This window comes from Bifidobacterium sp. ESL0704, assembly GCF_029392075.1.
In the GTDB taxonomy this organism is placed as follows: Bacteria; Actinomycetota; Actinomycetes; order Actinomycetales; family Bifidobacteriaceae; genus Bifidobacterium.
Map to the genome: position 1 here is coordinate 1,500,170 of NZ_CP113929.1, position 19,981 is coordinate 1,520,150.

Annotated in this window: 16 protein-coding genes, 1 tRNA gene and 2 pseudogenes; 4 read left to right on the forward strand and 15 right to left on the reverse strand. The window is 56.9% G+C overall.

Translation table 11 applies throughout. The features are described from left to right. Window positions 1-456: 456 nt before the first annotated feature. The 8 genes from OZX64_RS05345 to OZX64_RS05380 form a co-directional block, all read right to left on the reverse strand. On the reverse strand, window positions 457-1,092 hold the full coding sequence (locus OZX64_RS05345; RefSeq protein WP_277171875.1) for a hypothetical protein: 636 nt from the start codon (window positions 1,090-1,092) through the stop codon (window positions 457-459). A gap of 198 nt (window positions 1,093-1,290) precedes the next feature. Beyond that, window positions 1,291-2,361, reverse strand: a complete 1,071-nt coding sequence (locus tag OZX64_RS05350; RefSeq protein WP_277171876.1) for a GTPase Era — start codon at window positions 2,359-2,361, stop codon at window positions 1,291-1,293. Next, window positions 2,354-3,760: a hemolysin family protein gene (locus OZX64_RS05355; protein WP_277157272.1), complete on the reverse strand. Its 1,407-nt coding sequence runs from the start codon at window positions 3,758-3,760 to the stop codon at window positions 2,354-2,356. The genes OZX64_RS05350 and OZX64_RS05355 overlap by 8 nt, the downstream gene beginning before the upstream one ends. A 186-nt stretch (window positions 3,761-3,946) precedes the next feature. Beyond that, complete coding sequence (gene ybeY, locus OZX64_RS05360; RefSeq protein WP_277171878.1) at window positions 3,947-4,492, reverse strand: rRNA maturation RNase YbeY; 546 nt, start codon at window positions 4,490-4,492, stop codon at window positions 3,947-3,949. Beyond that, window positions 4,489-5,634, reverse strand: coding sequence for a PhoH family protein (locus OZX64_RS05365; RefSeq protein ID WP_277171879.1), 1,146 nt, complete (start codon window positions 5,632-5,634; stop codon window positions 4,489-4,491). Before OZX64_RS05365 ends, ybeY begins: the two co-directional genes overlap by 4 nt. 6 nt (window positions 5,635-5,640) lie before the next feature. Beyond that, window positions 5,641-5,973 (reverse strand): histidine triad nucleotide-binding protein, encoded by a 333-nt coding sequence (locus tag OZX64_RS05370; RefSeq protein ID WP_277146644.1) that lies wholly within the window; start codon window positions 5,971-5,973, stop codon window positions 5,641-5,643. Window positions 5,974-6,137: 164 nt separating this feature from the next. Further along, complete coding sequence (locus OZX64_RS05375) at window positions 6,138-6,935, reverse strand: 16S rRNA (uracil(1498)-N(3))-methyltransferase (protein WP_277171881.1); 798 nt, start codon at window positions 6,933-6,935, stop codon at window positions 6,138-6,140. A gap of 119 nt (window positions 6,936-7,054) precedes the next feature. Beyond that, complete coding sequence (locus OZX64_RS05380) at window positions 7,055-8,440, reverse strand: polysaccharide deacetylase family protein (protein ID WP_277171883.1); 1,386 nt, start codon at window positions 8,438-8,440, stop codon at window positions 7,055-7,057. A gap of 229 nt (window positions 8,441-8,669) precedes the next feature. Between OZX64_RS05380 and OZX64_RS05385 the strand changes: the two genes are divergently transcribed. Next, window positions 8,670-8,758, forward strand: a tRNA-Leu gene (locus tag OZX64_RS05385). A 203-nt stretch (window positions 8,759-8,961) separates the two neighbouring features. On the opposite strand, the gene OZX64_RS05390 is transcribed toward OZX64_RS05385, so the two are convergent. Next, window positions 8,962-10,110 (reverse strand): acyltransferase, encoded by a 1,149-nt coding sequence (locus OZX64_RS05390; RefSeq protein ID WP_277171885.1) that lies wholly within the window; start codon window positions 10,108-10,110, stop codon window positions 8,962-8,964. A gap of 253 nt (window positions 10,111-10,363) precedes the next feature. Between OZX64_RS05390 and OZX64_RS08890 the strand changes: the two are divergent. The 3 genes and pseudogenes from OZX64_RS08890 to glgC all read left to right on the forward strand — a co-directional run. Next, window positions 10,364-10,912, forward strand: a pseudogene (locus OZX64_RS08890) (TrmH family RNA methyltransferase); the annotation flags it as partial. 138 nt (window positions 10,913-11,050) lie between these two features. Next, window positions 11,051-11,368, forward strand: a pseudogene (locus OZX64_RS08895) (TrmH family RNA methyltransferase); the annotation flags it as partial. Between the two features lie 185 nt (window positions 11,369-11,553). Next, entirely contained in the window at window positions 11,554-12,795 is a 1,242-nt protein-coding gene (gene glgC / locus OZX64_RS05400; protein ID WP_277157266.1) for a glucose-1-phosphate adenylyltransferase, read from the forward strand. A 273-nt stretch (window positions 12,796-13,068) separates the two neighbouring features. Here the strand turns inward: glgC and OZX64_RS05405 are convergent, their stop codons facing one another. The 6 genes from OZX64_RS05405 to sufB all read right to left on the reverse strand — a co-directional run bounded on the left by OZX64_RS05405 (window position 13,069) and on the right by sufB (window position 19,662). After that, complete coding sequence (locus OZX64_RS05405) at window positions 13,069-13,644, reverse strand: metal-sulfur cluster assembly factor (protein ID WP_277157265.1); 576 nt, start codon at window positions 13,642-13,644, stop codon at window positions 13,069-13,071. Between the two features lie 190 nt (window positions 13,645-13,834). Next, window positions 13,835-14,392: a Fe-S cluster assembly sulfur transfer protein SufU gene (sufU, locus tag OZX64_RS05410; protein ID WP_277157264.1), complete on the reverse strand. Its 558-nt coding sequence runs from the start codon at window positions 14,390-14,392 to the stop codon at window positions 13,835-13,837. A 2-nt stretch (window positions 14,393-14,394) separates the two neighbouring features. Further along, window positions 14,395-15,666 (reverse strand): SufS family cysteine desulfurase, encoded by a 1,272-nt coding sequence (locus OZX64_RS05415; RefSeq protein WP_277171889.1) that lies wholly within the window; start codon window positions 15,664-15,666, stop codon window positions 14,395-14,397. Between the two features lie 537 nt (window positions 15,667-16,203). Next, window positions 16,204-16,980 (reverse strand): Fe-S cluster assembly ATPase SufC, encoded by a 777-nt coding sequence (gene sufC, locus OZX64_RS05420; protein ID WP_277157263.1) that lies wholly within the window; start codon window positions 16,978-16,980, stop codon window positions 16,204-16,206. After that, entirely contained in the window at window positions 16,981-18,204 is a 1,224-nt protein-coding gene (gene sufD, locus OZX64_RS05425; protein ID WP_277157262.1) for a Fe-S cluster assembly protein SufD, read from the reverse strand. A gap of 3 nt (window positions 18,205-18,207) precedes the next feature. After that, window positions 18,208-19,662 (reverse strand): Fe-S cluster assembly protein SufB, encoded by a 1,455-nt coding sequence (sufB, locus tag OZX64_RS05430; protein WP_277157410.1) that lies wholly within the window; start codon window positions 19,660-19,662, stop codon window positions 18,208-18,210. Window positions 19,663-19,981 lie beyond the last annotated feature (319 nt).

Here is a 19,981-nt window from a genome sequence, read left to right on the forward strand (position 1 = left end):
TATGTGGTCGAATGATCCGGGTACCGGCGTGTTGTGGATAACTGTGTCGCGCAAATCTTCACAAATACGTTGATACCGTCAGTTACGAACGGCACAAGTAGACGTGCAAGCAATACATTATCGATAAAACCGGCAACAATAAACTTTGATGCTTGCAAACTGCATCTTGTTCTTCCATAGAGTCCGTTTACCAGCAGCAAAAAACATATAGGCAAAAGCCTGCACCTCAATGCTGGGAAACAGCGTTTAAACACCCACAAAAGTCCGTTTACCAGCAGCAAATTGTAAATCATAGATACACAACGAACTTAATGCTGGAAAACGGCACCTAGATACTGACAAAAGTCCGTTTACCAGCAGCAAAAAACATATAGGCAAATTGCAGCACTTTAATGCTGGGAAACGGCGTCTAATACGTTCTCACAGTCCGTTTACCAGCACAAAAATGATCAGACATCAATTCTTGCGATGCCAGTTGATCTTGTTGATGCCATACTTCTTGTTGTAGCGATCCATCATTTCGCGCTGTCTTGCCTCAGGACCGAAATTCTCATCGGTATATTTCTTCAGTTCGGCTTCGCGGTAGAGTTCACTGTCTTTCTCGCTCATGCCAGGTTCCGGTTTCGCCGTGTTCGACCACGCGTCTGCGAAAGCGTCGATCAGCGTGGTGACAATGGCGATGGAATACCAGTTGCCATGGGGATTGACCAGATAGGCGGTAACGAAAACCACCATGCCGTATATAAGGATCCTCAAAACCACCAGACCCCAATCGTGCGATCCCCAGGTACGTTCGCGTTTCGACACGGCCGTCTGCAACGCCGCTTGGGGAATGCAGGCGATGAGACCGCCGATAATGGTGACTTCCAGCATCTGCGATGCCGGCACGTCAAGGTGCAGCAGCAAGGAGAGCACCCACGTCACCGCAGTGGCCACCACCGCCTCGATCGTGTTGGCTATGGCAAGCCCTTCCAGCTGGTATCTGAACGGAATATAGTCCCAAGTGCTTCTGTCCTTGGGATCGTAGGCGGGTTCGTTTCCGACATCGTCGCCGTTGCCTGCACCATCATCTGCGTCATCGTCTTGTGTCATTTCGTGTGCCTTTCACTAGTCATGACATTTCAACAACTCTGTCTCAAGCAACCGAATAGCACAAACACTACCATAAAAAAAACTTCTGGCAACCAGCGAGCAGTCCTCGGCGATACATCGGAAACGCCCGCACTCCGATAAAAACGTGCGCAGCTCTCGGATGGAGAGCCACGCACGTTTCTCGAATTGCAAGTTGATTCAGAACCCCAAACGCTCGAGCTGCTTCGGATCGGACTGCCAGCCTTTGGCGACTTTTACGTGCAGGTCGAGCTTGGACTTTTGGCCGACGATGCGGTTGACGGCGGTACGCAGACGCTTCTTGACCTGCACCAGGTGCTCGGCGCGGTGACCGATGATGATGGGCTTCTGCGAGTTGCGCTCGACATAGATGGAGACCATGACGTGCGCCTTGCCATCTTCGGTTTCCGGATTGTCGGACTCACCCGGGCGGTCGATGGAGTCGACGACCACGGCCAGCGAGTGCGGCAGCTCGTCATCCAGCTCCTCGAGAAAAGCGCCGCGCACCAGTTCGGCGATGGTGTCCTCAGGCTTCTCCTCGGTGATCTGGTCATCGGGATACATCTGCGGGCCTTCGGGCATGTTGTCGATCAGCACGCGCTTGACTTCTGAGACATTATCGTGGCCCAGAGCACTGACCGGCACGACGTCGGTGAAGTCAGCAAACTGGCTAATCTCGATGAGCTTGGCCATCAGCTCCTGGCGGTTGAGCTCGTCAATCTTGGTAACAATGGCGATCAGCGGCACCTTCCAGACGAACTTGCCATGCTCGTGGTCATCGTCGTGTTTGCTGCTTTGAGCACCGTTGCCACCTTTGCCAACACCGGTATGCTGCTTGCCGCTTTCGCTATCGTCCTTGACCTTGCGGGCGAACTCACTACGCAGCCGGCTCAGGATGCGCTTGTCCCCCGGACCGATCTCCTGATCGGCGGGCAGCAGGAATGCGATCTCGTCCACGTCGCTCAACGACTCATCCACCACGTCGTTCAGACGCTGCCCCAGCAAGGTGCGCGGACGGTGGATGCCGGGAGTGTCAACCAACACCAGCTGGGCGTTGTCGGTGGTCAGGATCCCACGAATGGCCTTGCGTGTGGTCTCCGGACGCGAGGAGGCGATGGCGACCTGCGTGCCGATCAATGAATTGATCAGCGTGGACTTGCCGACGTTCGGACGTCCGACCACCGCCACAAAACCGGAACGATACGGCTTATGGCCTTCATCCGGCTGTGTGTTGTTCGCTTTATCAGTCATGTTGTTCGTTTTCCTTTACGTCCTGTTTCATGTTTTCATCGGTTTTATTATCATCGTCTTCAGATTTGAATGTTGCCGGCTCCACCACGATGGTCGAAACCTTCTTGCGACGGCCTGCAGAATCGACGGCGGTCAGGCGCAAGCCTCGTGTCACCGCGCTCATCCCGACGATTGGCACGCGGCCGAGCAACTTGGTCAGCAAGCCATAGACGGTGTCCACATCGTCCTCGTCGATATCGACCTCAAAGAGCTCCTCGAGGTCGGCGATCGGCGTGCGGGCAGGCATCTGCCACTTGCGCTCCCCGACCTTTTTAGGCTCGGTGTGCTGGATGCGGTCGTGCTCGTCCTCCAGCTCGCCGACGATCTGTTCGATGGCGTCCTCGATGGTCACCAATCCGGCTATGCCGCCGTATTCATCGATGACCACAGCTACATGCTGACGGGTGCGCTGCATCTCGTGGAACAGATCATCGACCGGCTTGGATTCCGGTACCAGCATCGGTTCCCGGCAAATCGATTTGACTTCGCGCGTTCGAGCCTCCGGGTTGAAGGCCGTGGCGCGCACGGCGTCCTTCAGGTAGGCCATACCGACCAAATCATCAACGTCTTCGCCGATGATCGGGATACGCGAGAAGCCGGAACGCGAGCACAGCTGCAGAAAATGCTCAAGCGTGGAATCGGATTCGACGCAGATCATGTCGGTACGCGGCACCATGATTTCGCGGGTCAAGGTGTCGGAAAGCATGAGCACATTGCGCAGCATCTCGGCAACCTCGGGGTCGAAATCATCGGTTTCGACCAGCCGATCGATGGTCGCACGCCCCTGCTCGCGCTGGATCTTCTCGAGTTCTTCGTCGTCGGAAAGCTCGTCTTCCTTGTCGCGACGGCGCTGGTCTTTGCCTTCTCCGGCCTTGGCGAAAGGCGTCAAGGCAACCGCCAGTGAAATAGTGCCGGAGAATCGCATCATTACGTCGAGCGGCTTCGACGCGCCTGCGGAACGCGGACGCAGCAGCACCGACACCACCGCCACAATCAACGCGAAAATCACGCCGGTGACCAGCGCAACCCACAGCGGCTGCGAAACCAGCATCACGATGATGGCGACCAAAACCCCGTCGAAGACGTTGCAGAAAATACGGAAGAACGCGCAGGAACCTGAGGTTGCATAGCGGTCGACGATCAGCTTCTGCACCTTGTGGACCTTACGAATCTGCTTGGTCTGTGCGAACTTGCCGAGGTCGTCATCGTCTGTCTGAATCTCGATGATCCGGTTGTTGAGGCTGGCCTTGGTGACGCGTGAAACCGCGGATTCGCTCGATGCCATCATCAGCGACAACCACACCAGCAACGCCGCCACGATGACGAGCACCACCACGGTGACCATGGTCAAGGTATCCATTTTCTTACGTACTTTCCTATTCCCAATTTAATTTGCCGATCCGTTACGATGCGTGTTTCAGCCATCGTCGAATCGGTACCTTCGAGCTTATTCGCACGGCACGATAGCGGTCTTGCATTACCGGTCAAACATAGTTAAACCAAGAGGCCGATTACTGATTAAATAAAAGCACTTCCGGAGATGCCGTCACGATTCCTTATTGTTTCCCGAGGCATGGTTCGCGTCCCATTGGGCCAGCAAATCCGTGGAACCCGCCGGCAACTCGGCCTGCGGCACCGGCTGGTCGCGCACGGCGAAGAAGGTAAGCAACAACTGACGTTGCAGACCGAACATCTGTCTCTCCTGTACAGGGTCGACGTGATCGTAGCCGAGCAGGTGCAGAGTACCGTGAATGGCCAGAAGCATCATCTCGTCCATCGTGGAATGTCCGGCAGCCGCAGCCTGCTGCGCGGCGACCCACGGGCAGATGACGATATCGCCCAACACGCCTTCCATGATCTTGCCATCCTCGCCCGGACGCAGCTCATCCATGGGGAAGCTCATGACGTCGGTCGGCCCCTCGAGCTGCATCCAGCGCATGTGCAGCTGGGCGATCGGATCGGGGTCGACGAAGAGTATGGTCAGGTCGGACTGCGTGCTCACCTGCATGCGTTCCATCACCCACAAACCCAGGTCGGAGAAGAGTTTCGGATCGATCTGCCAGACCGTCTCATTGGTGACTTCGACGCTCAACGGCGTTCCTTTCCGTTCGGTTTATGCCCGGATTGTTCAGCGGCATGGGCGTCATAGGCCTCAACGATCTTGCCGACCAGCTCATGACGCACCACGTCCTGCGCACCGAGATGGGCGAAGCTGATGCCATCGATATGCCCAAGGATCGATTCGATGGATTTGAGCCCCGAATGCGGCACGGCCAGATCGATCTGGGTGACGTCACCGGTGATGACCATCTTGGTGTTGAAGCCGAGACGGGTCAAAAACATCTTCATCTGCTGTTCGGTGGTGTTCTGCGCTTCGTCAAGGATGACGAACGCATCGTTCAAGGTGCGGCCGCGCATGTAAGCGAGCGGCGCGACCTCGATGGTTCCGTCGGTCATGTAGCGGTGCATCTGGCCGGCGCCGAGCATATCGGAAAGCGCGTCATAGAGCGGACGCAGATACGGGTCGACCTTGTCGTTCAGCGTACCAGGCAGGTAGCCGAGGCTTTCGCCGGCCTCGACCGCCGGACGCGTAAGGATGATGCGGCTAACGCGACCATCTTCGAAAGCACGCACCGCCTTGGCGACGGCGAGATAGGTCTTGCCGGTTCCTGCCGGTCCGATGGCGAAGGTGATGGTATTGGCATCGATTGCTCGAACATAGAAGACCTGACCGGCGGTTTTCGCACGGACAGGCTCGCCGTTGGCGAACGCGATGACACCTGGGACATGGCGATTGGCGGAGGAACGTTTGGCTTGCGAATCATAGTCTTCGTCATCGGTACCGAAACGGGATTTCGTACGCTGGCCCACCCCAGCACCGGCGAATCCGCGCGTATACGAATGCTGCGCATAACCGCGTCCGCGACCGCCGTCACCCATCAGGCCGGCCTTCTTGCCGACCTGCCGGGCCTCGAGCATCCGCCGCACGTTCATCGCATCGGCCGGCGCCTTGTACGCCGCGTCGATGATGTTGTTCAGCACGTCGAAGACCTTGTCGGCCTCGACGTCATCACGCTTGTTGTAAGCGGCGATCTCGATGCGATTGCCCCGTACGAACACGTTGACTTCGGGGAATGCGTGCTGCACTTCGGCAAGCACCTTGTCGCCCGAGCCCAGTACGGCAACCGGATCGAGTTCGGTAGGAATGGTGATGACACGTTTCGCGCTGGCCACCCCTGCCTACTCCTCCATCGTTTCGCCGGTCAGCACATGGGCATGCACATGGAAGACGGACTGCCCGGCATCCTTGCCCGAGTTGAAAATGAGACGGAACGCACCATGGAATTCCTTATCCGCAATGGACTGCGCGACCTCGACGATATGCGCGAGTTCGGCGGGATCGGCCTTGGCCAGTTCGGCCACGTTGGCATAGTGCTTCTTCGGCACGACCAGCACATGGACCTTCGCCTTGGGGTTGAGGTCGTTGAACGCGTAGGTGGTGTCGTCCTCATACACCTTGGTGCTCGGGATCTCACCCGCGATGATCTTGCAGAACAGGCAATCGTCGGCCATATATGCTCCTTGGATAAAAGCTTCTCGGACGCTGTTGCGCCCTACTCCCCCATGCTATTAGCCCGCACGGATAATTACGCTGGCGATTACACGCGCCGATCGTAAAATGTTCGCACAACGTACGTCAAACGCGACGAAGGCATTATTTTCCCCGCAACGATCATTCAGGCGAACCGTCCGAGCGTTCGTGCCAACAGCGACAAAGCCACCGGTCCGGCGGTCGAGGCGCGCATGATGTTGCTGCCGAGCACACAGACTTCGGCACCGGCGTCGGTGAATTGCCCGACCTCGTCATCGCTGATGCCGCCTTCGGGACCGACCACGACGTAAATCGTGCGCGGTTTGCCGTCATCCAGACAACGCTGTTCGAGTGCGGCGACCTTGCGCTCGATGCCGTCCCAAGTCGCCGTCGCGTCTTGGTGCAGTACAATCACAAGCTCATGATGGACGCAGGCCCGCCGGCAGATCGCCACAACGCCTTTGGTGTTCACACACTCATCCAGCGCGGGTTTCCACGCGCGACGCGATTGTTCCGTGGCGGCCACCAGCGTCTGGTCCCATTTTCGGTCGGTACGCCCGGCCTTCCACTTGGAAATCGAACGATTGGCCTGCCAAGGTATAACCTCGTCCACGCCGATCTGCGTAGCCATATCGATGGCCTCAACGTCATGTCCGGTTTTCGCGAGCGCCTGCACTAGAGCCAGCCTGGTGACCGGCTGCTCAACCGTCGTGAATTCCGAGACCTTGACCAGCCCGTTTTGCGTATCAGCCACTTCGGCGTCGATGCATAGGCCCCATCCGTCAGAAAGCTGGAGCCTATCTCCGTTTTGCAAGCGCATGGCACCCATCGCGTGCCGTTTGATGGCAGGCGGCAGGGTTATCGTCCAGCCTGCGCGCAGCTCGTCGCGATTGACCGGCACGTCGTCGTTCTCGGCGTCGAATACAAAAAGTGGACTTGTCATGATTCAAGGCTACCGGAGCCTCGGACGAATCGGTTTTACGGTCGGTTCGGATAATTATCTCATAATATCAATCGATATTGAATACATACACGTTCCTGTCCTGAACCACAAATCCCGATTCACATATGCAGAATATCGTCGCGGGAATAGTAGACGGCACCGGCTCGCGGATATTCGCCGGTGAGCTCCGGAATCGTGACGAAACGATAGCCTTTCTTTTTAAGCTTTTCGATGACGCCGGGCACGGCCTCGACGGTATGCGGGTGGATATCGTGCATCAGCACGATGGCGCCCGGCTCGATCTGCGACATGATTTTGCGCGTCAAGCTCGCCGATGTGGCCCCATTCGACCAGTCGTAAGAGTCCACACCGTAAACGGCCACGGCGGCACCTGTCTTCTGGCCGATGTATGTACGGCTCGCCTCGTCTACGGCGCCATGCGGGGGCCGGACAAGACTGACGGGAAGCCCTGTGGCGGAGCCGATGACGTCGGCCGTATCGTCAATCTGCTGCTGCTCGTGATGACTCTGCATAATGGACGGCAGATCCTCATGGCTCCACGTATGGCTTTCCACATCGAAATCATCGCGCGTCACCAAGCGCGTAAGCGCCCCGCCATCGGCCTGCACCTTCTGACCCATCTCGAAGAACGTCGCCTTCGCGTTCCCGGATTTGAGATACAGCAGGAGTTCCCGCGTCAGCTTGGGGTCAGGCCCGTCGTCAAAGGTCAAAGCGACGCAGCGCTGGGTTCCGCAATCGACGTCCCGCGCCTTGTTGTGCTGCGCGACCGCTTGATCGGCAACAGCGTAGAGTCGGTTCTCATCTCGTTTGCAAACCGAATACGGAGCGGCTTCCGCCACGTCGGCATTGGCCTGATCGACCGCTTTGCCCAATTCCTTCAACGTAGCGGCCTTGATGCTGTCTTTCTCGGACTTGGCGTAACCCGTTATTCCCGCAGCGACGGCCTTGAGTTCGCTCCGAGCGGTATTCGAAGCCTCGGCATCGGCATCGCGCAGCACGAGCAATGGCTTGAATCCCTGATGCAGAGCAGCGATCTGGTGCTGCAATGCGGCCGTCCATTCGCGTTCATGTTTGGTTTCGGCGTTCAGTTTCGGCGTCAGCTGCTTCGTCGTGCACGCCATGACCGGGTTGGCGGATTCCTGGGATACAATGTGGCCGCGTTGGCTTTGAACGGTTTCAAGGACCTTTTTGGCGTGTTCAACATCTTGGCCTGACAGCACTGTCGAGTGTGATTCACTGTTCTTTTCCGCCTGTTTGACCAGTGCGGCATCCTGTACAATTTCCGTATCCAGATGAGCGGTAGCCAATTCGTACGAATTTCCCCATTGCACACACCGTCCCATGCCTTTGCGGTAATAGGAATACACAGGATCGAAGAGCGCCACGCCCACAACGACGACCAACGCAGCCACCAGAAGCACGACCAAGGCGACACGCCGGCCACGTTTCTTTCCGCTTCTGCGTGACTGCCGCACTTTCGCCATATCGTCCCCAATTTTTGGTGTGTCTGAAGAACAACTTCCTATTCTATCGTATCGTGTTCCAGATATTCGCCTCGAGGAGACGAAAACGTATTCCATCGATTCATTCATACCGCTTGGCACTGCACAGACGAAACCCACATTGCTTTTGTCGGACACAAGATTCGACACACCGGGCTGCCAAACAGCGACGGATTGGTGTATAGTACTGTCTGTTGCTTAAACGACACCTGCCCAGGTGGCGGAATGGTAGACGCGCTAGCTTGAGGTGCTAGTTCCTATAATTTTACAGGAGTACGGGTTCAACTCCCGTCCTGGGCACGAATATTAGAAGTCTGAAACCCCTTGGAAATCAAGGGGTTTCGTCGTATCTAGGCAACTGTCAACACTGGCTTCGGCAGCATTGCGGCAGCCAAGAGACACAAAAGGCACAGAATTTCAGGCCGCTTTCTACGACACTCACGACACACCAAGAGAATTCGCTCATTCGGGCAATAAATCATTCATCGCCGCGCTCTTATCGACTACTTCCGGCCGCTTCCACACAACGATTCGCTGACAGGTTTGAAATCGAACTTTGCAATGATGCCGCGATCGACCAACCGCGTAACCGGCCTGATGATGACCGAGTGAACCAACAGGCTCATGAGCATCGACACGAGATACAACAGTAGAATCGCACCTGCGGCGAACAGCGCTTTCCCGATGACACCCGCCGGTTCGGGTCTGGAAAAGACGAATCCCCACAGCAGAGCCTTGACAATGAAATTCTCGTGAATCAGATAGATGCCCAAGGTTGCCGGGGACAACACCAGCACCGTGCGCGTGAACGCCGTCATCCGTGTCGGTTTTTTGCTCTGCACCACACAGACGAACAATGCAACAGCTGCAAGGACGGCCAAGATCGGGGTGGACCCCTCGCCCGCGGTCAGCAGATTGCCGGGCAAGGCCAGTTTGTCACGCAATATCGGACTGTTGATGATCAGATGCGTGCCTGCAACCGCCACGGCAAAACAGGCGACAATAACCAGCATGGCATGCCACCAACGTATACGCGGCAGCGACTGACGATAGCGGCGAATGAACCCGCCGATGAGATACACCGTACAAAGATAGGCGACGTTCGTAAAGTAGTGCAAATGCTGGCCTACCGGGGCGACGAACACCATCAACACGACAAGAGCCAGCAGGAGCGCAAGCCCTTTTCGGTTCAGCGAGCGAATGAGGACGTTCATGAACGGCCCCAACAGAATCATGAACAGAAATGCGCTCATAAACCAATACATTTCGGTGGTGATAGGAAAAGCGGCACCAATCAGCCGGTTGATATCGTGCATCGACCCCTTATGCAATATCGTAAAATCGCACAGCACTGAAATCAGGGCGATACCGAAACTGTAGATGAAGACCTGAGCCCATAGACGCACGGCCCGCGCGACGGGGTTGGAATCGCTGGTGGAAAGGAAATAGGCGGAAATCAGGACGAACAAAGCCACGCCAACCTGCCCGAACAGATACAGGGAAGTGTGGAATGCCCCGCCCCATGAAGCGACACCGTTTGCATCCGTTCGCACACGCCAATTGTCGTTGGAAAAGAAATGCGCGGCCACAATCAACAGCATGGCGACCATGCGAAGCACTTCAAAACGCCAATCACGGCTCTTGTTCCCCATGGGCGATTCCTTGCTAGAACGACGAAATATCTACTGATGTCTACCAATAATACGGAGGGCAACGAAATTATCTCCATGCAGCCCCACGTTTTCTTGTCAGGCAGGATGTCGTTTCATCGCCGCAGATGCCGCTGCAAAGGCCGTCGACCAATGGCGGCGGCCGAAAGCAGCAATCCTCCCATCGTTGGTTGCGTATCTGTGCTGATATAGTCGAATCAAAGACATACCAGCCAGCATCGAAGGACAGCACGCCATGCGGATCATCAATATCGAGTCGGTCGACGACGAACGGGTAGCCGCGTACGTAAGCTTGACCGAAGCGCAGCTGCGCAACCGTCTTGAGCCGGAAAAGGGCATTTTCATCGCTGAATCGCCCAAGGTCATCGACCGGGCTCTGGCCGCCGGACGCGAACCGGTCTCGCTGCTGGTCGAGGAACCCTGGCTTGCCGGCATGGCCGACATGTTCGCGCGCATCGACCAACGCTGGGGCAAGGACGTTCCCGTGTATGTCGCCTCTCCTGAACAACTGAAAAAGCTGACCGGCTATCGTCTCCATCGTGGAGCGCTGGCAGCGATGCGTCGCTGGAAACTGCCGAGTGTCGCGGAACTGTGCAAGAACGCGCGTCGGATTGCGGTGATGGAGAATATCGTCGACCACACCAATGTCGGCGCGCTGATGCGTTCGGCCGCCGCGCTTGACGTCGATGCCGTCCTGGCCACGCCTTCCTGCGGAGACCCGCTCTACCGTCGGGCGGCCCGAGTCTCCATGGGTACGGTATTCCAGGTCCCGTGGACGCGTATCGATGCCGAAACGCTGGGCGCCGACAACTCTGATCACGACGATGCAATATCGGGGAACACCGCCGACAAAACAGACTCCGAGGCGAATGACGGCAACCATGTGAGAAACAGCGACTCCCGAAACCTCCACACCAAAGAGGAAGACCGAAAATACTGGCCAGTTCGCGGACTCAAGGAACTGAACGAGCTGGGATTCACCACCGTGGCAATGGCGTTGACCGACGATTCCATCAGCCTGGATGAGCTGACCCGACGCCTTGACAATGATCCGCAGAATCCCGATCATATCGACAAGCTTGCCCTCGTTTTCGGCACGGAAGGCGACGGGCTTTCGCACCGCACCATCGCCAACACCGACCTCACCGTCAAGATTCCGATGAGCAACGGCGTCGACAGCCTCAACGTGGCCGCTTCCAGCGCCGTCGCCTTCTACGCGACACGAGCAAAGAAAAATTAGACGTTTGCAGATCTCCTAGGCGTTTCGCGTCGGCTCAATCCGATACAGTGATTGATAGAAGTGGTCGTGTGCAACGAAGAACGCCTCACGGCTCCGCAGGTGGTGCAAGTACGGTTCCTATTGCATCGGCACTTGGGCCGGAGAATGAAAATGACTGGTAGAAAGCAGTAATCAGGAGGTCAGGAATGGCGAAGAATCCCAAAATACTGGCTATTGTATTGGCGGGCGGCGAAGGCACGCGTCTGATGCCGCTGACAAGAGACCGCGCCAAACCTGCGGTGCCGTTCGGCGGCGTCTATCGTCTCATCGATTTCCCGCTCAGCAATCTGGTCAATTCGGGCTATTCGCAGATCGTTGTATTAACGCAATACAAATCCCATTCGCTTGACCGCCATATCTCCAAGGTCTGGCGTTTCTCCCCCCTGCTCGACGCGTACGTCTCCCCCGTCCCAGCGCAGCAACGGCTCGGCAAGCATTGGTATCTGGGGTCTGCGGACGCGGTGTACCAGACCATCAACATCATCGAGGACGAACAGCCCGACTATGTGGTCATCGTCGGCGCCGACCATGTCTATCGCATGGATTTCAACCAGATGTTGAAACAGCATATCGAGTCCGGTGCCGCATTCACCGTCGCCGGCATCCGTCAGCCCATCGAGGCTTCCAATCAATTCGGGGTCATCGACGTCGACCCGGAGCATCCCCATATGATCCGCGGGTTCAAGGAAAAGCCCGAAACCACCGAGGGACTGCCGGGGCATCCCGACCAGATACTGGCCTCCATGGGCAATTACATCGCCAATACCGACGCGCTTTTCGATGCGCTAGCACGCGATGAAAAAGCCGAAAACACCAAGCACGACATGGGAGGCGACATCGCCCCCTACTTCTCCGAACGGCACGAAGCCGGCGTCTACGACTTCAGCGAAAACGAGATTCCCGGAGCCACCGGCTACGACCGCGCCTACTGGCGCGACGTGGGCACCATCAAACAGTTCTATGAGGCCCACATGGACCTGATCGAATACAATCCCCCGTTCAACCTCTACAACCAGGATTGGCCAATCTACACGCTTTCCGGCAATCTTCCGCCGGCCAAGTTCGTCCGTTCGGAGACCAACCGCATCGGGCGGGCCACCGAGTCCATCATCTCCCCCAGCGTCATCGTTTCGGGCGGAGACGTGCAGCATTCGGTGCTTTCGCCGAATGTCCGTATCAATTCATGGTCCCAGGTCGTTGATTCCATTCTCTTCGATGGTGTCATCGTCGGCCGCCGCGCACGTGTCTGCAAGGCCATTCTCGACAAAAACGTCATTTTGGAAGAGAATGCGACCGTGGGCATCGACCATGAGCACGACCTCGCCCGAGGCTTCACCGTCAAAGACGGCATCACCATCGTGCCGAAACATACGGTCATCAAGGACTGAATGTCACTATTGAGTGTGGGGTACTATGGCGCTGTCGTAGCATCCCGCCGATTGGTCACCATTGATCACAACCATAATCCATGGGTTTGTGGCATCCGCCATGCCCGATGCCGCAAACCCATGATAAAGCCACTCCTTATCCGGGGTTTGTAGCCTCAATGAGGTTCAAAGCCGCAAACCCATGATAAAGCCACTCCTTATCCGGGGTTTGTAGCCTTAATGATGTTCAAAGCCGCAAACCCATGATAAAGAGTGCACTCAAGACATATATTCTCAGTATTTCGGCATGTTGTCGAAGTTGAAGCCGATGGCCTCCAGCTGTTCGCGGCCTTCCGGTCGGATCATATCGAGCGTCCAGCGCGGTTGCCATGTCCAGTCGATGCGGAATTCCTCAACCAGACCGGCCAAGGTCGAGGCGCATTCATCCTCAAGCAGGTCGGTCAGCGGGCAAGCGGGAGTCGTCAGCGTCATCGTAATGATGGCCCGTCCCTTTTCGTCGATCTCGATGCCGTAGACCAGGCCGAGGTCGATGACGTCGATGCCGAGCTCGGGGTCGATGACCTGATGCAGCGCTTCCCGCACGTCGGCGGCCGTGGCCTTGCCGATGTCATTGAACGAAGTCAGCGGAATACCGGTCTCATCGTCTTTGACGGTGTCACCTGCGGATTGTGCAGAAGCCTCTGCCGTTGCAGGATCCGTTTCATCCTGTCGGTCGAACTTGTCGAGCGAACCCACCGCGTGGGGATTGGCAACGGCGGCCTGGCCCTTTTCCTCACTGCCGAGCGCCTTGACCGCTGAATCGAGAATCGAGGATTGCGGTGTCGGAACGAGATTGTCTTGGCTTTCCATGTTGCCTCCTGTTGCGGTGAAACCATACACCATTATGTCATGTCTTCAGTTCGATTACACAAGCGAATAGCATAATCAGCCTATCCACAAAATGCCGATACCAGAGTTCGTAAACGGCCTGCCTGCGCTGGTATCGGAATGCGGCAACGATTCTTGAGCCTGCCGGATTATTGCCGGTCGGACGTTTGGCTTATTTGTCCGCCGCCAACGCCTTGGCGAGCGAATCCTTGAGACCGGCCCATCCCAGCAGCGCGCATTTGATGCGCATCGGGTATTTCGAAACGCCTTGGAACACCACGGCATCGCCCAACGCCTCTTCGTCGGCATCGCTGTCCAAGCCGGCACCACGGGATTTCATCAGCTTCTGGAACACGCCTTCAAGCTCCATGGCTTCTTCGACGGTCTTTCCGTCGACCAGATCGACCATCATCGACAGGCTGGCCGTGGAGATGGAGCAACCGCTGCCGTCCCATACCAAACGCTCGATCTTGTGCGGTTCGTCCTGCGAGACCTCGACATGGACCGTCACCTGATCGCCGCAGGTCGGGTTGAACTGGTGTGACTCCCCCGGCGTGCAGTATTCGTGGCTGGCACGTACCGTCGTCTCCCCGGTATCGCTGCTTTCATTCGGCTCGATCGTGACGTCGGAGGCGAAATGCTCCTTGCCATGCGGATGTTTCGAGGCGTCGAGAATGACCTCCTGATACATCTGCTCGAGATCGTCGCCGCTCATGCCAAAATCACTCATATTCACACCTCAAAAAACGCGCGGACCTTACCGGCCGTTTCGACTACTTGCTTGGCCTCCTCGACGGTATTGTACACGCCGGTCGAAGCACGGGACGAAGCGAACAGGCCGAAGTGGCGGTGAACGGGCTGGGCGCAATGATGACCGACACGCACGGCGATACCCTGTGCATCGAAGAACTGACCGACGTCATGCGGGTGCACGCCTTCGACATCGAAGGAGACCGTACCGATGCGGTCCTTGGTCTCCACCGGACCGAGCACGCGGAAACCGGGGACATCGTTCAACTTCAAGAGTTCCGCGGTGATGGCCTTTTCATGGGCTTCGACGTTTTCCATGCCGATGTCGCGCATCCAGTCGGCGGCAACACCCGCAGCCACGACCTGCGCCACCGGCTGGGTTCCGGCTTCGAAGCGTTCCGGTGGAGCCATATACTGCGCCGGCTTGTCCAGCCAGGCGAGCTCGACCATCGAACCGCCAAAGCTGGCCGGCGGCAAGGCTTCCAACAGCTCACGTTTGCCGTAAAGGAATCCGGCACCGGTGGGACCGTACATCTTGTGGGCGCTCCAGGCGGCAAAATCGACGTTCATCTTATGGAAATCGATCTTGAGATGGGGCACGGACTGGCAGGCATCGAGGATGAAGATGGCACCGACTTCGTGCGCCCGCCTGATGATCGGGTCAATGTCGGTGATGGCACCGGTGACGTTGCTGATATGGGTGATCGCCACAATCTTCGTGCGATCGGTGATGACCTCGTCGGCGGTGTCCGAGCGAACACGTCCGTCCTCGGTCAGATCGAACCACTTCAAGGTGGCACCGGTGCGCAGGGCCAGTTCCTGGAACGGAAGCAGCACGGAATGATGTTCGGCCTTGGAGACGACGATCTCGTCACCCGGACCGACGACGAAACGTTTGGCCGCTTCTCCCCCGCGTCCGAGCGAGGCATTGCCGATGGCCGTGGCCAGCAGATTCAGCCCTGCCGTGGCACCGGCGGTGACGACGACCTCTTCCTCGCCTTCTTCGTAGTTGGCGCCGACCAGCTTGGCGACCTTGGCACGTGCCTCCTCAAAGGCAACGGTGCTGCGAGCAGCCAGCTCATGGGCCCCACGATGGACCCCGGCGTTGATCGTCTTATAAAACTCCGACTCGGCGTCAATCACGCACTGCGGCTTCTGCGCCGTAGCCGCCGAATCAAAGTACACGAGCTGATGCCCATGTACCTCCTGATCCAAAATAGGAAACTGTTCCCTCAACTTCAAAAAGTCGACCATACTGCCTTCTTAGTCTTCATCAACTCTATAATCCCGTGTTGGAGCGGGATATACAATGCTTCGGCACCCTTACTGGCTTAGTCGTTAAGAGTGAAGTCCAGTGGACTTCACTCAGACTAAGTGAGCGCGATGTCTCGAGCGCGAAAGCAAAATCTCTCGATTTTGCTAGGCCAAGTCTTTACGGTCGGACATCGCATATCCCTCCCCACCACTAATAACGTTATCCAACTCAAAGATACTCAGAAAAAGATAACTTTAAAGAGCGTTTCGCAACTATTAAAACAACTGAACCAAGCTGCAACTCCCAGGCGAAAGCCTGCAAGATTTCGATACTCGATGTATCGAAATCTTCCAAAGCCCTAAAAAACCTGACCAACAAACGTTACATAAGCGGATTGGGGAAAAAATGCGATGCTGAGGAGTAAAGCTTGGCCTACCGGCCTGGAGGGTTCCGAAGCATTGTATATTTTCCCCAATCCGCGACCAACCCCTAAAAGTAGGTTAATCGCGAAACGTAACTGAGCAATCAGAGAAGAATCAGGCCATAGCCGATTCAGTCGTTCCCTCCGGCAGATACTGATCATATCCAGTCTCTTCGAGTTCATCAGCCAATTCCGGTCCACCGGTCTTGACAAAGCGTCCGCCGGCAAACACATGCACGATATCCGGCTTGATGTACTTGAGGATTCGCGTGTAATGGGTGATGAGCATGATGCCGAGGCCGGTGTTCTCCTTGGCGCGGTTCACACCTTCGGAGACGATGCGCAGCGCGTCGACGTCAAGGCCGGAATCGGTTTCGTCCATAATGGCGAACTTCGGCTTCAGCAGTTCGAGCTGCAGTACCTCAGCACGCTTCTTCTCGCCGCCGGAGAAGCCCTCGTTGACGGAACGTGAAGCGAATTTCTTGTCCATGCGAAGGTTCTTCATCGCATCCTGCAGTTCCTTGGCCCAAGTGCGGATGGCCGGAGCCTTGCCGTCGACCTCGGTCTTGGCGGTGCGCAGGAAGTTGGTCATGGAGACGCCCGGCACTTCGACCGGGTACTGCATCGCGAGGAACAGACCGGCCTTGGCACGCTCGTCGGCAGTCATCTTCAGGATGTCCTTGCCGTCGAGCAGCGCCTCGCCGGAGTCAACGAAGTACTTGGGGTGGCCGGCCAACGTGTAGGCCAGCGTCGACTTGCCGGAACCGTTGGGACCCATGATGGCGTGCGTCTCGCCGGAGTTGACGGTCAGGGTCGCACCTTTGAGAATCTGCTTGCGGCCTTCCTTGGTCTCCACCGATGCGTAGAGATCCTTGATTTCCAATGTAGACATTTACTTATCCTCCAATACCGCTTGCATATCGGCGCTTTCGCCGCGCGCGAGTCTGCGGTCTATGACATTCATAAGGTGTTCGGCGATGCTGGGCACGCCGATTTGTTCGATCAGGTCGGCGAAGAATCCACGGACCACAAGCTTGCGGGCCTCGGACTCCGTGATGCCGCGCGACTGCAGGTAGAACAGTTCCTCGTCATCGAAATGGCCGACGGAGCTGGCGTGGCCGGCACCGATGATGTTGCCGTTCTCGATCTCAAGGTTGGGCTCGGAATCAGCCACCGGGCCGGGGGTCAGCACAAGGTTGCGGTTGAGCTCGTAAGAGTCGGTGTTCGGCGCCTGCGGCTGGATGAGCGCATTGCCCACCCATGTCGAATGTGCGTCCTTGCCGTCGAGCGCGCCCTTGTAGACCACACGGGACTTGCACTCCGAATAGTTGTGCACCACCATCGTGCGATGTTCCAGATGCTGACCGGCTTCGGCGAAGTAGATGCCGAGCATGTTGAGGTCGCCTTGCGGTCCGCCGAACTCCTGATCCATACGGATACGCACGATGTCACCGCCGAGGGTGACCATCGCGTGACGCAGCGAGGCGTTGTCGCCGACATGGATGCGCTGGTTGCCCACGTGCTTGGAGCCCTTGTCCCATTCCTGGACGAAGGTCGTGGAGACGTGAGAATCACGCCCGGTGATGATTTCGACACCTTCGGCAAGACGGGCCAGACCCTGATGCCGCACGACGATGTCGCCATGCGTACGGTCGGCCACCTCGAGCACCAGATGCAGGGAATCAAGATCGGTTCCGTGTCCTTCAACGTCAACCAGAACCGGCTGATCCAGCTCGCCGGAGATGGAGACGACGACGGTCTTGCTGCCGCTGTTCCATTCGACGGCCGAAACGCGGTCGTTGGGCTTCATCACAGAGCCGGAAGGCGCCTGGCCACGCTCGATAACCGATTTGGTCACCTTGCTGTCGTCAATCGGGCTGCCGTCGATATTGCTGACAGTGACCTTGGTTTCACCGCTCGGGGTAAAGACGTCGAAGAACTCGCTGATACGATCAAGTGGCGTATAGCGCCAGTCCTCCTGCTTGCGTGTCGGCATCTTGAAGTCGTCCACCTCAAACGAGCGGGGCTCGTTGTCGGCACTGGACGGCATCGCCGCCGGTATCGCGTAGGGATCATTGGGGTCCGCTACTGGAATATTCACTTCTTGTTCGGCCATCGATCAGCCCACCGATCCTTCCATTTGCAACTCGACAAGCCTGTTGAGCTCCAACGCGTATTCCATCGGAAGCTCACGGCTGATCGGCTCCACGAAACCGCGCACAATCATGCCCATGGCTTCCTTCTCCTCAAGCCCTCGGCTCATCAGGTAGAAAAGCTGGTCTTCGGAGACCTTGGAAACCGTCGCCTCGTGCGCCATCGTCACGTCGTCCTCGCGGATGTCGACGTGCGGATACGTGTCGGAACGCGAGTAATCGTCAACCAACAATGTGTCGCAGACCACCGAAGAGCTCGAGCCCTTGGCGCCATCGATCACCTTGACCAGACCACGGTAGGCGCAGCGTCCGCCTCCACGTGAAATCGACTTGGCGACGATGGTGGAGCTGGTGTGCGGAGCGAGATGGATCATCTTGGCGCCCGTGTCCTGATACTGGCCCTTGCCTGCGAAGCTCAACGACATGGTGGAGGCCTTGGCGTACGGCTCGGCCAGGATGCAGGACGGGTATTTCATACTCGCCTTGGAACCGATGTTGCCGTCGACCCATTCCATGGTGCCGCCCTCTTTGACGTAGGCGCGCTGGGTGACGAGATTATAGACGTTGTTCGACCAGTTCTGCACCGTCGTATAGCGGACGCGCGCGTTCTTGCCGACAATGATCTCGACGTTGGCGGCGTGCAGGGAGTCGGTCGCATAGATCGGGGCCGTGCAACCCTCGACGTAGTGGACGTAGGAGCCTTCCTCGGCGATGATCAGCGTGCGTTCGAACTGGCCCATGTTCGGGGTATTGATGCGGAAGTAGGCCTGCAGCGGGATGTCGACATGGACGCCCTTGGGCACGTAGACGAACGATCCGCCGGACCAAGCCGCGGTGTTCAACGCCGCGAACTTGTTGTCATCATAGGGAATGACGGTCGCGAAATATTTCTTGACCAGGTCCGGATACTCACGCAATGCGGTGTCGGTATCGGTGAAGATCACGCCTTGTTTTTTCAGGTCCTCCTGAATGGAGTTGTAGATGACCTCGGACTCGTACTGTGCGGCGACACCGGAGACCAGACGCTTCTTCTCGGCATCGGGAATGCCCAGCTTGTCGTAGGTGGTGCGAATATCCGTAGGCAAATCGTCCCAGCTCTTGGCGGGCTTGTCGATTGGCTTCACATAATATTTGAAGTCTTCTGCATGGAATTCGGAAAGATCCACACCCCACTTCGGCATCGGCTTCTCCACAAACGCGCGATACCCTTTCAGGCGCATGTCGAGCATCCATTGCGGTTCGCCCTTGTCGGCGGAAATGGCGCGGACGACGTTCTCGTCGATGCCCTTCTTCGCGGCCTCACCAGCCGCATCGGAATCGTGCCAGCCGTAGTTGTACTCGCCGAATTCCTGGATGATCTCGTCATCCTGTTTGATTTTATCCTCGTTGACACGTTCGCGATCAGCCACATATTGGCTCATCTCCGTATCAGACGCGGCGTTTGGTGTTGGTTTTTCTGCCACCGTACGCTGCCTCCCATCATTGACTACACTCAATATAAACCTAACAGAATTGGTCTTTCATTACTAGGGATGTGCCTAAAACAATGCCGACAATGAAAGTGATTTAATTCACAAGTTTTGTCTATATTGTACCTATTTGTACCATTGTGTATTTGCTTTTCAAGCGCCAAGGCCTGCATCGCTGCATCGCTGGATACAGTAAGAAGACCCCACCGAAGCAGGGTCTTCTTACGCACGCTATCGAAAATACGGACTACCGGCATCGCCGGTTGACGAT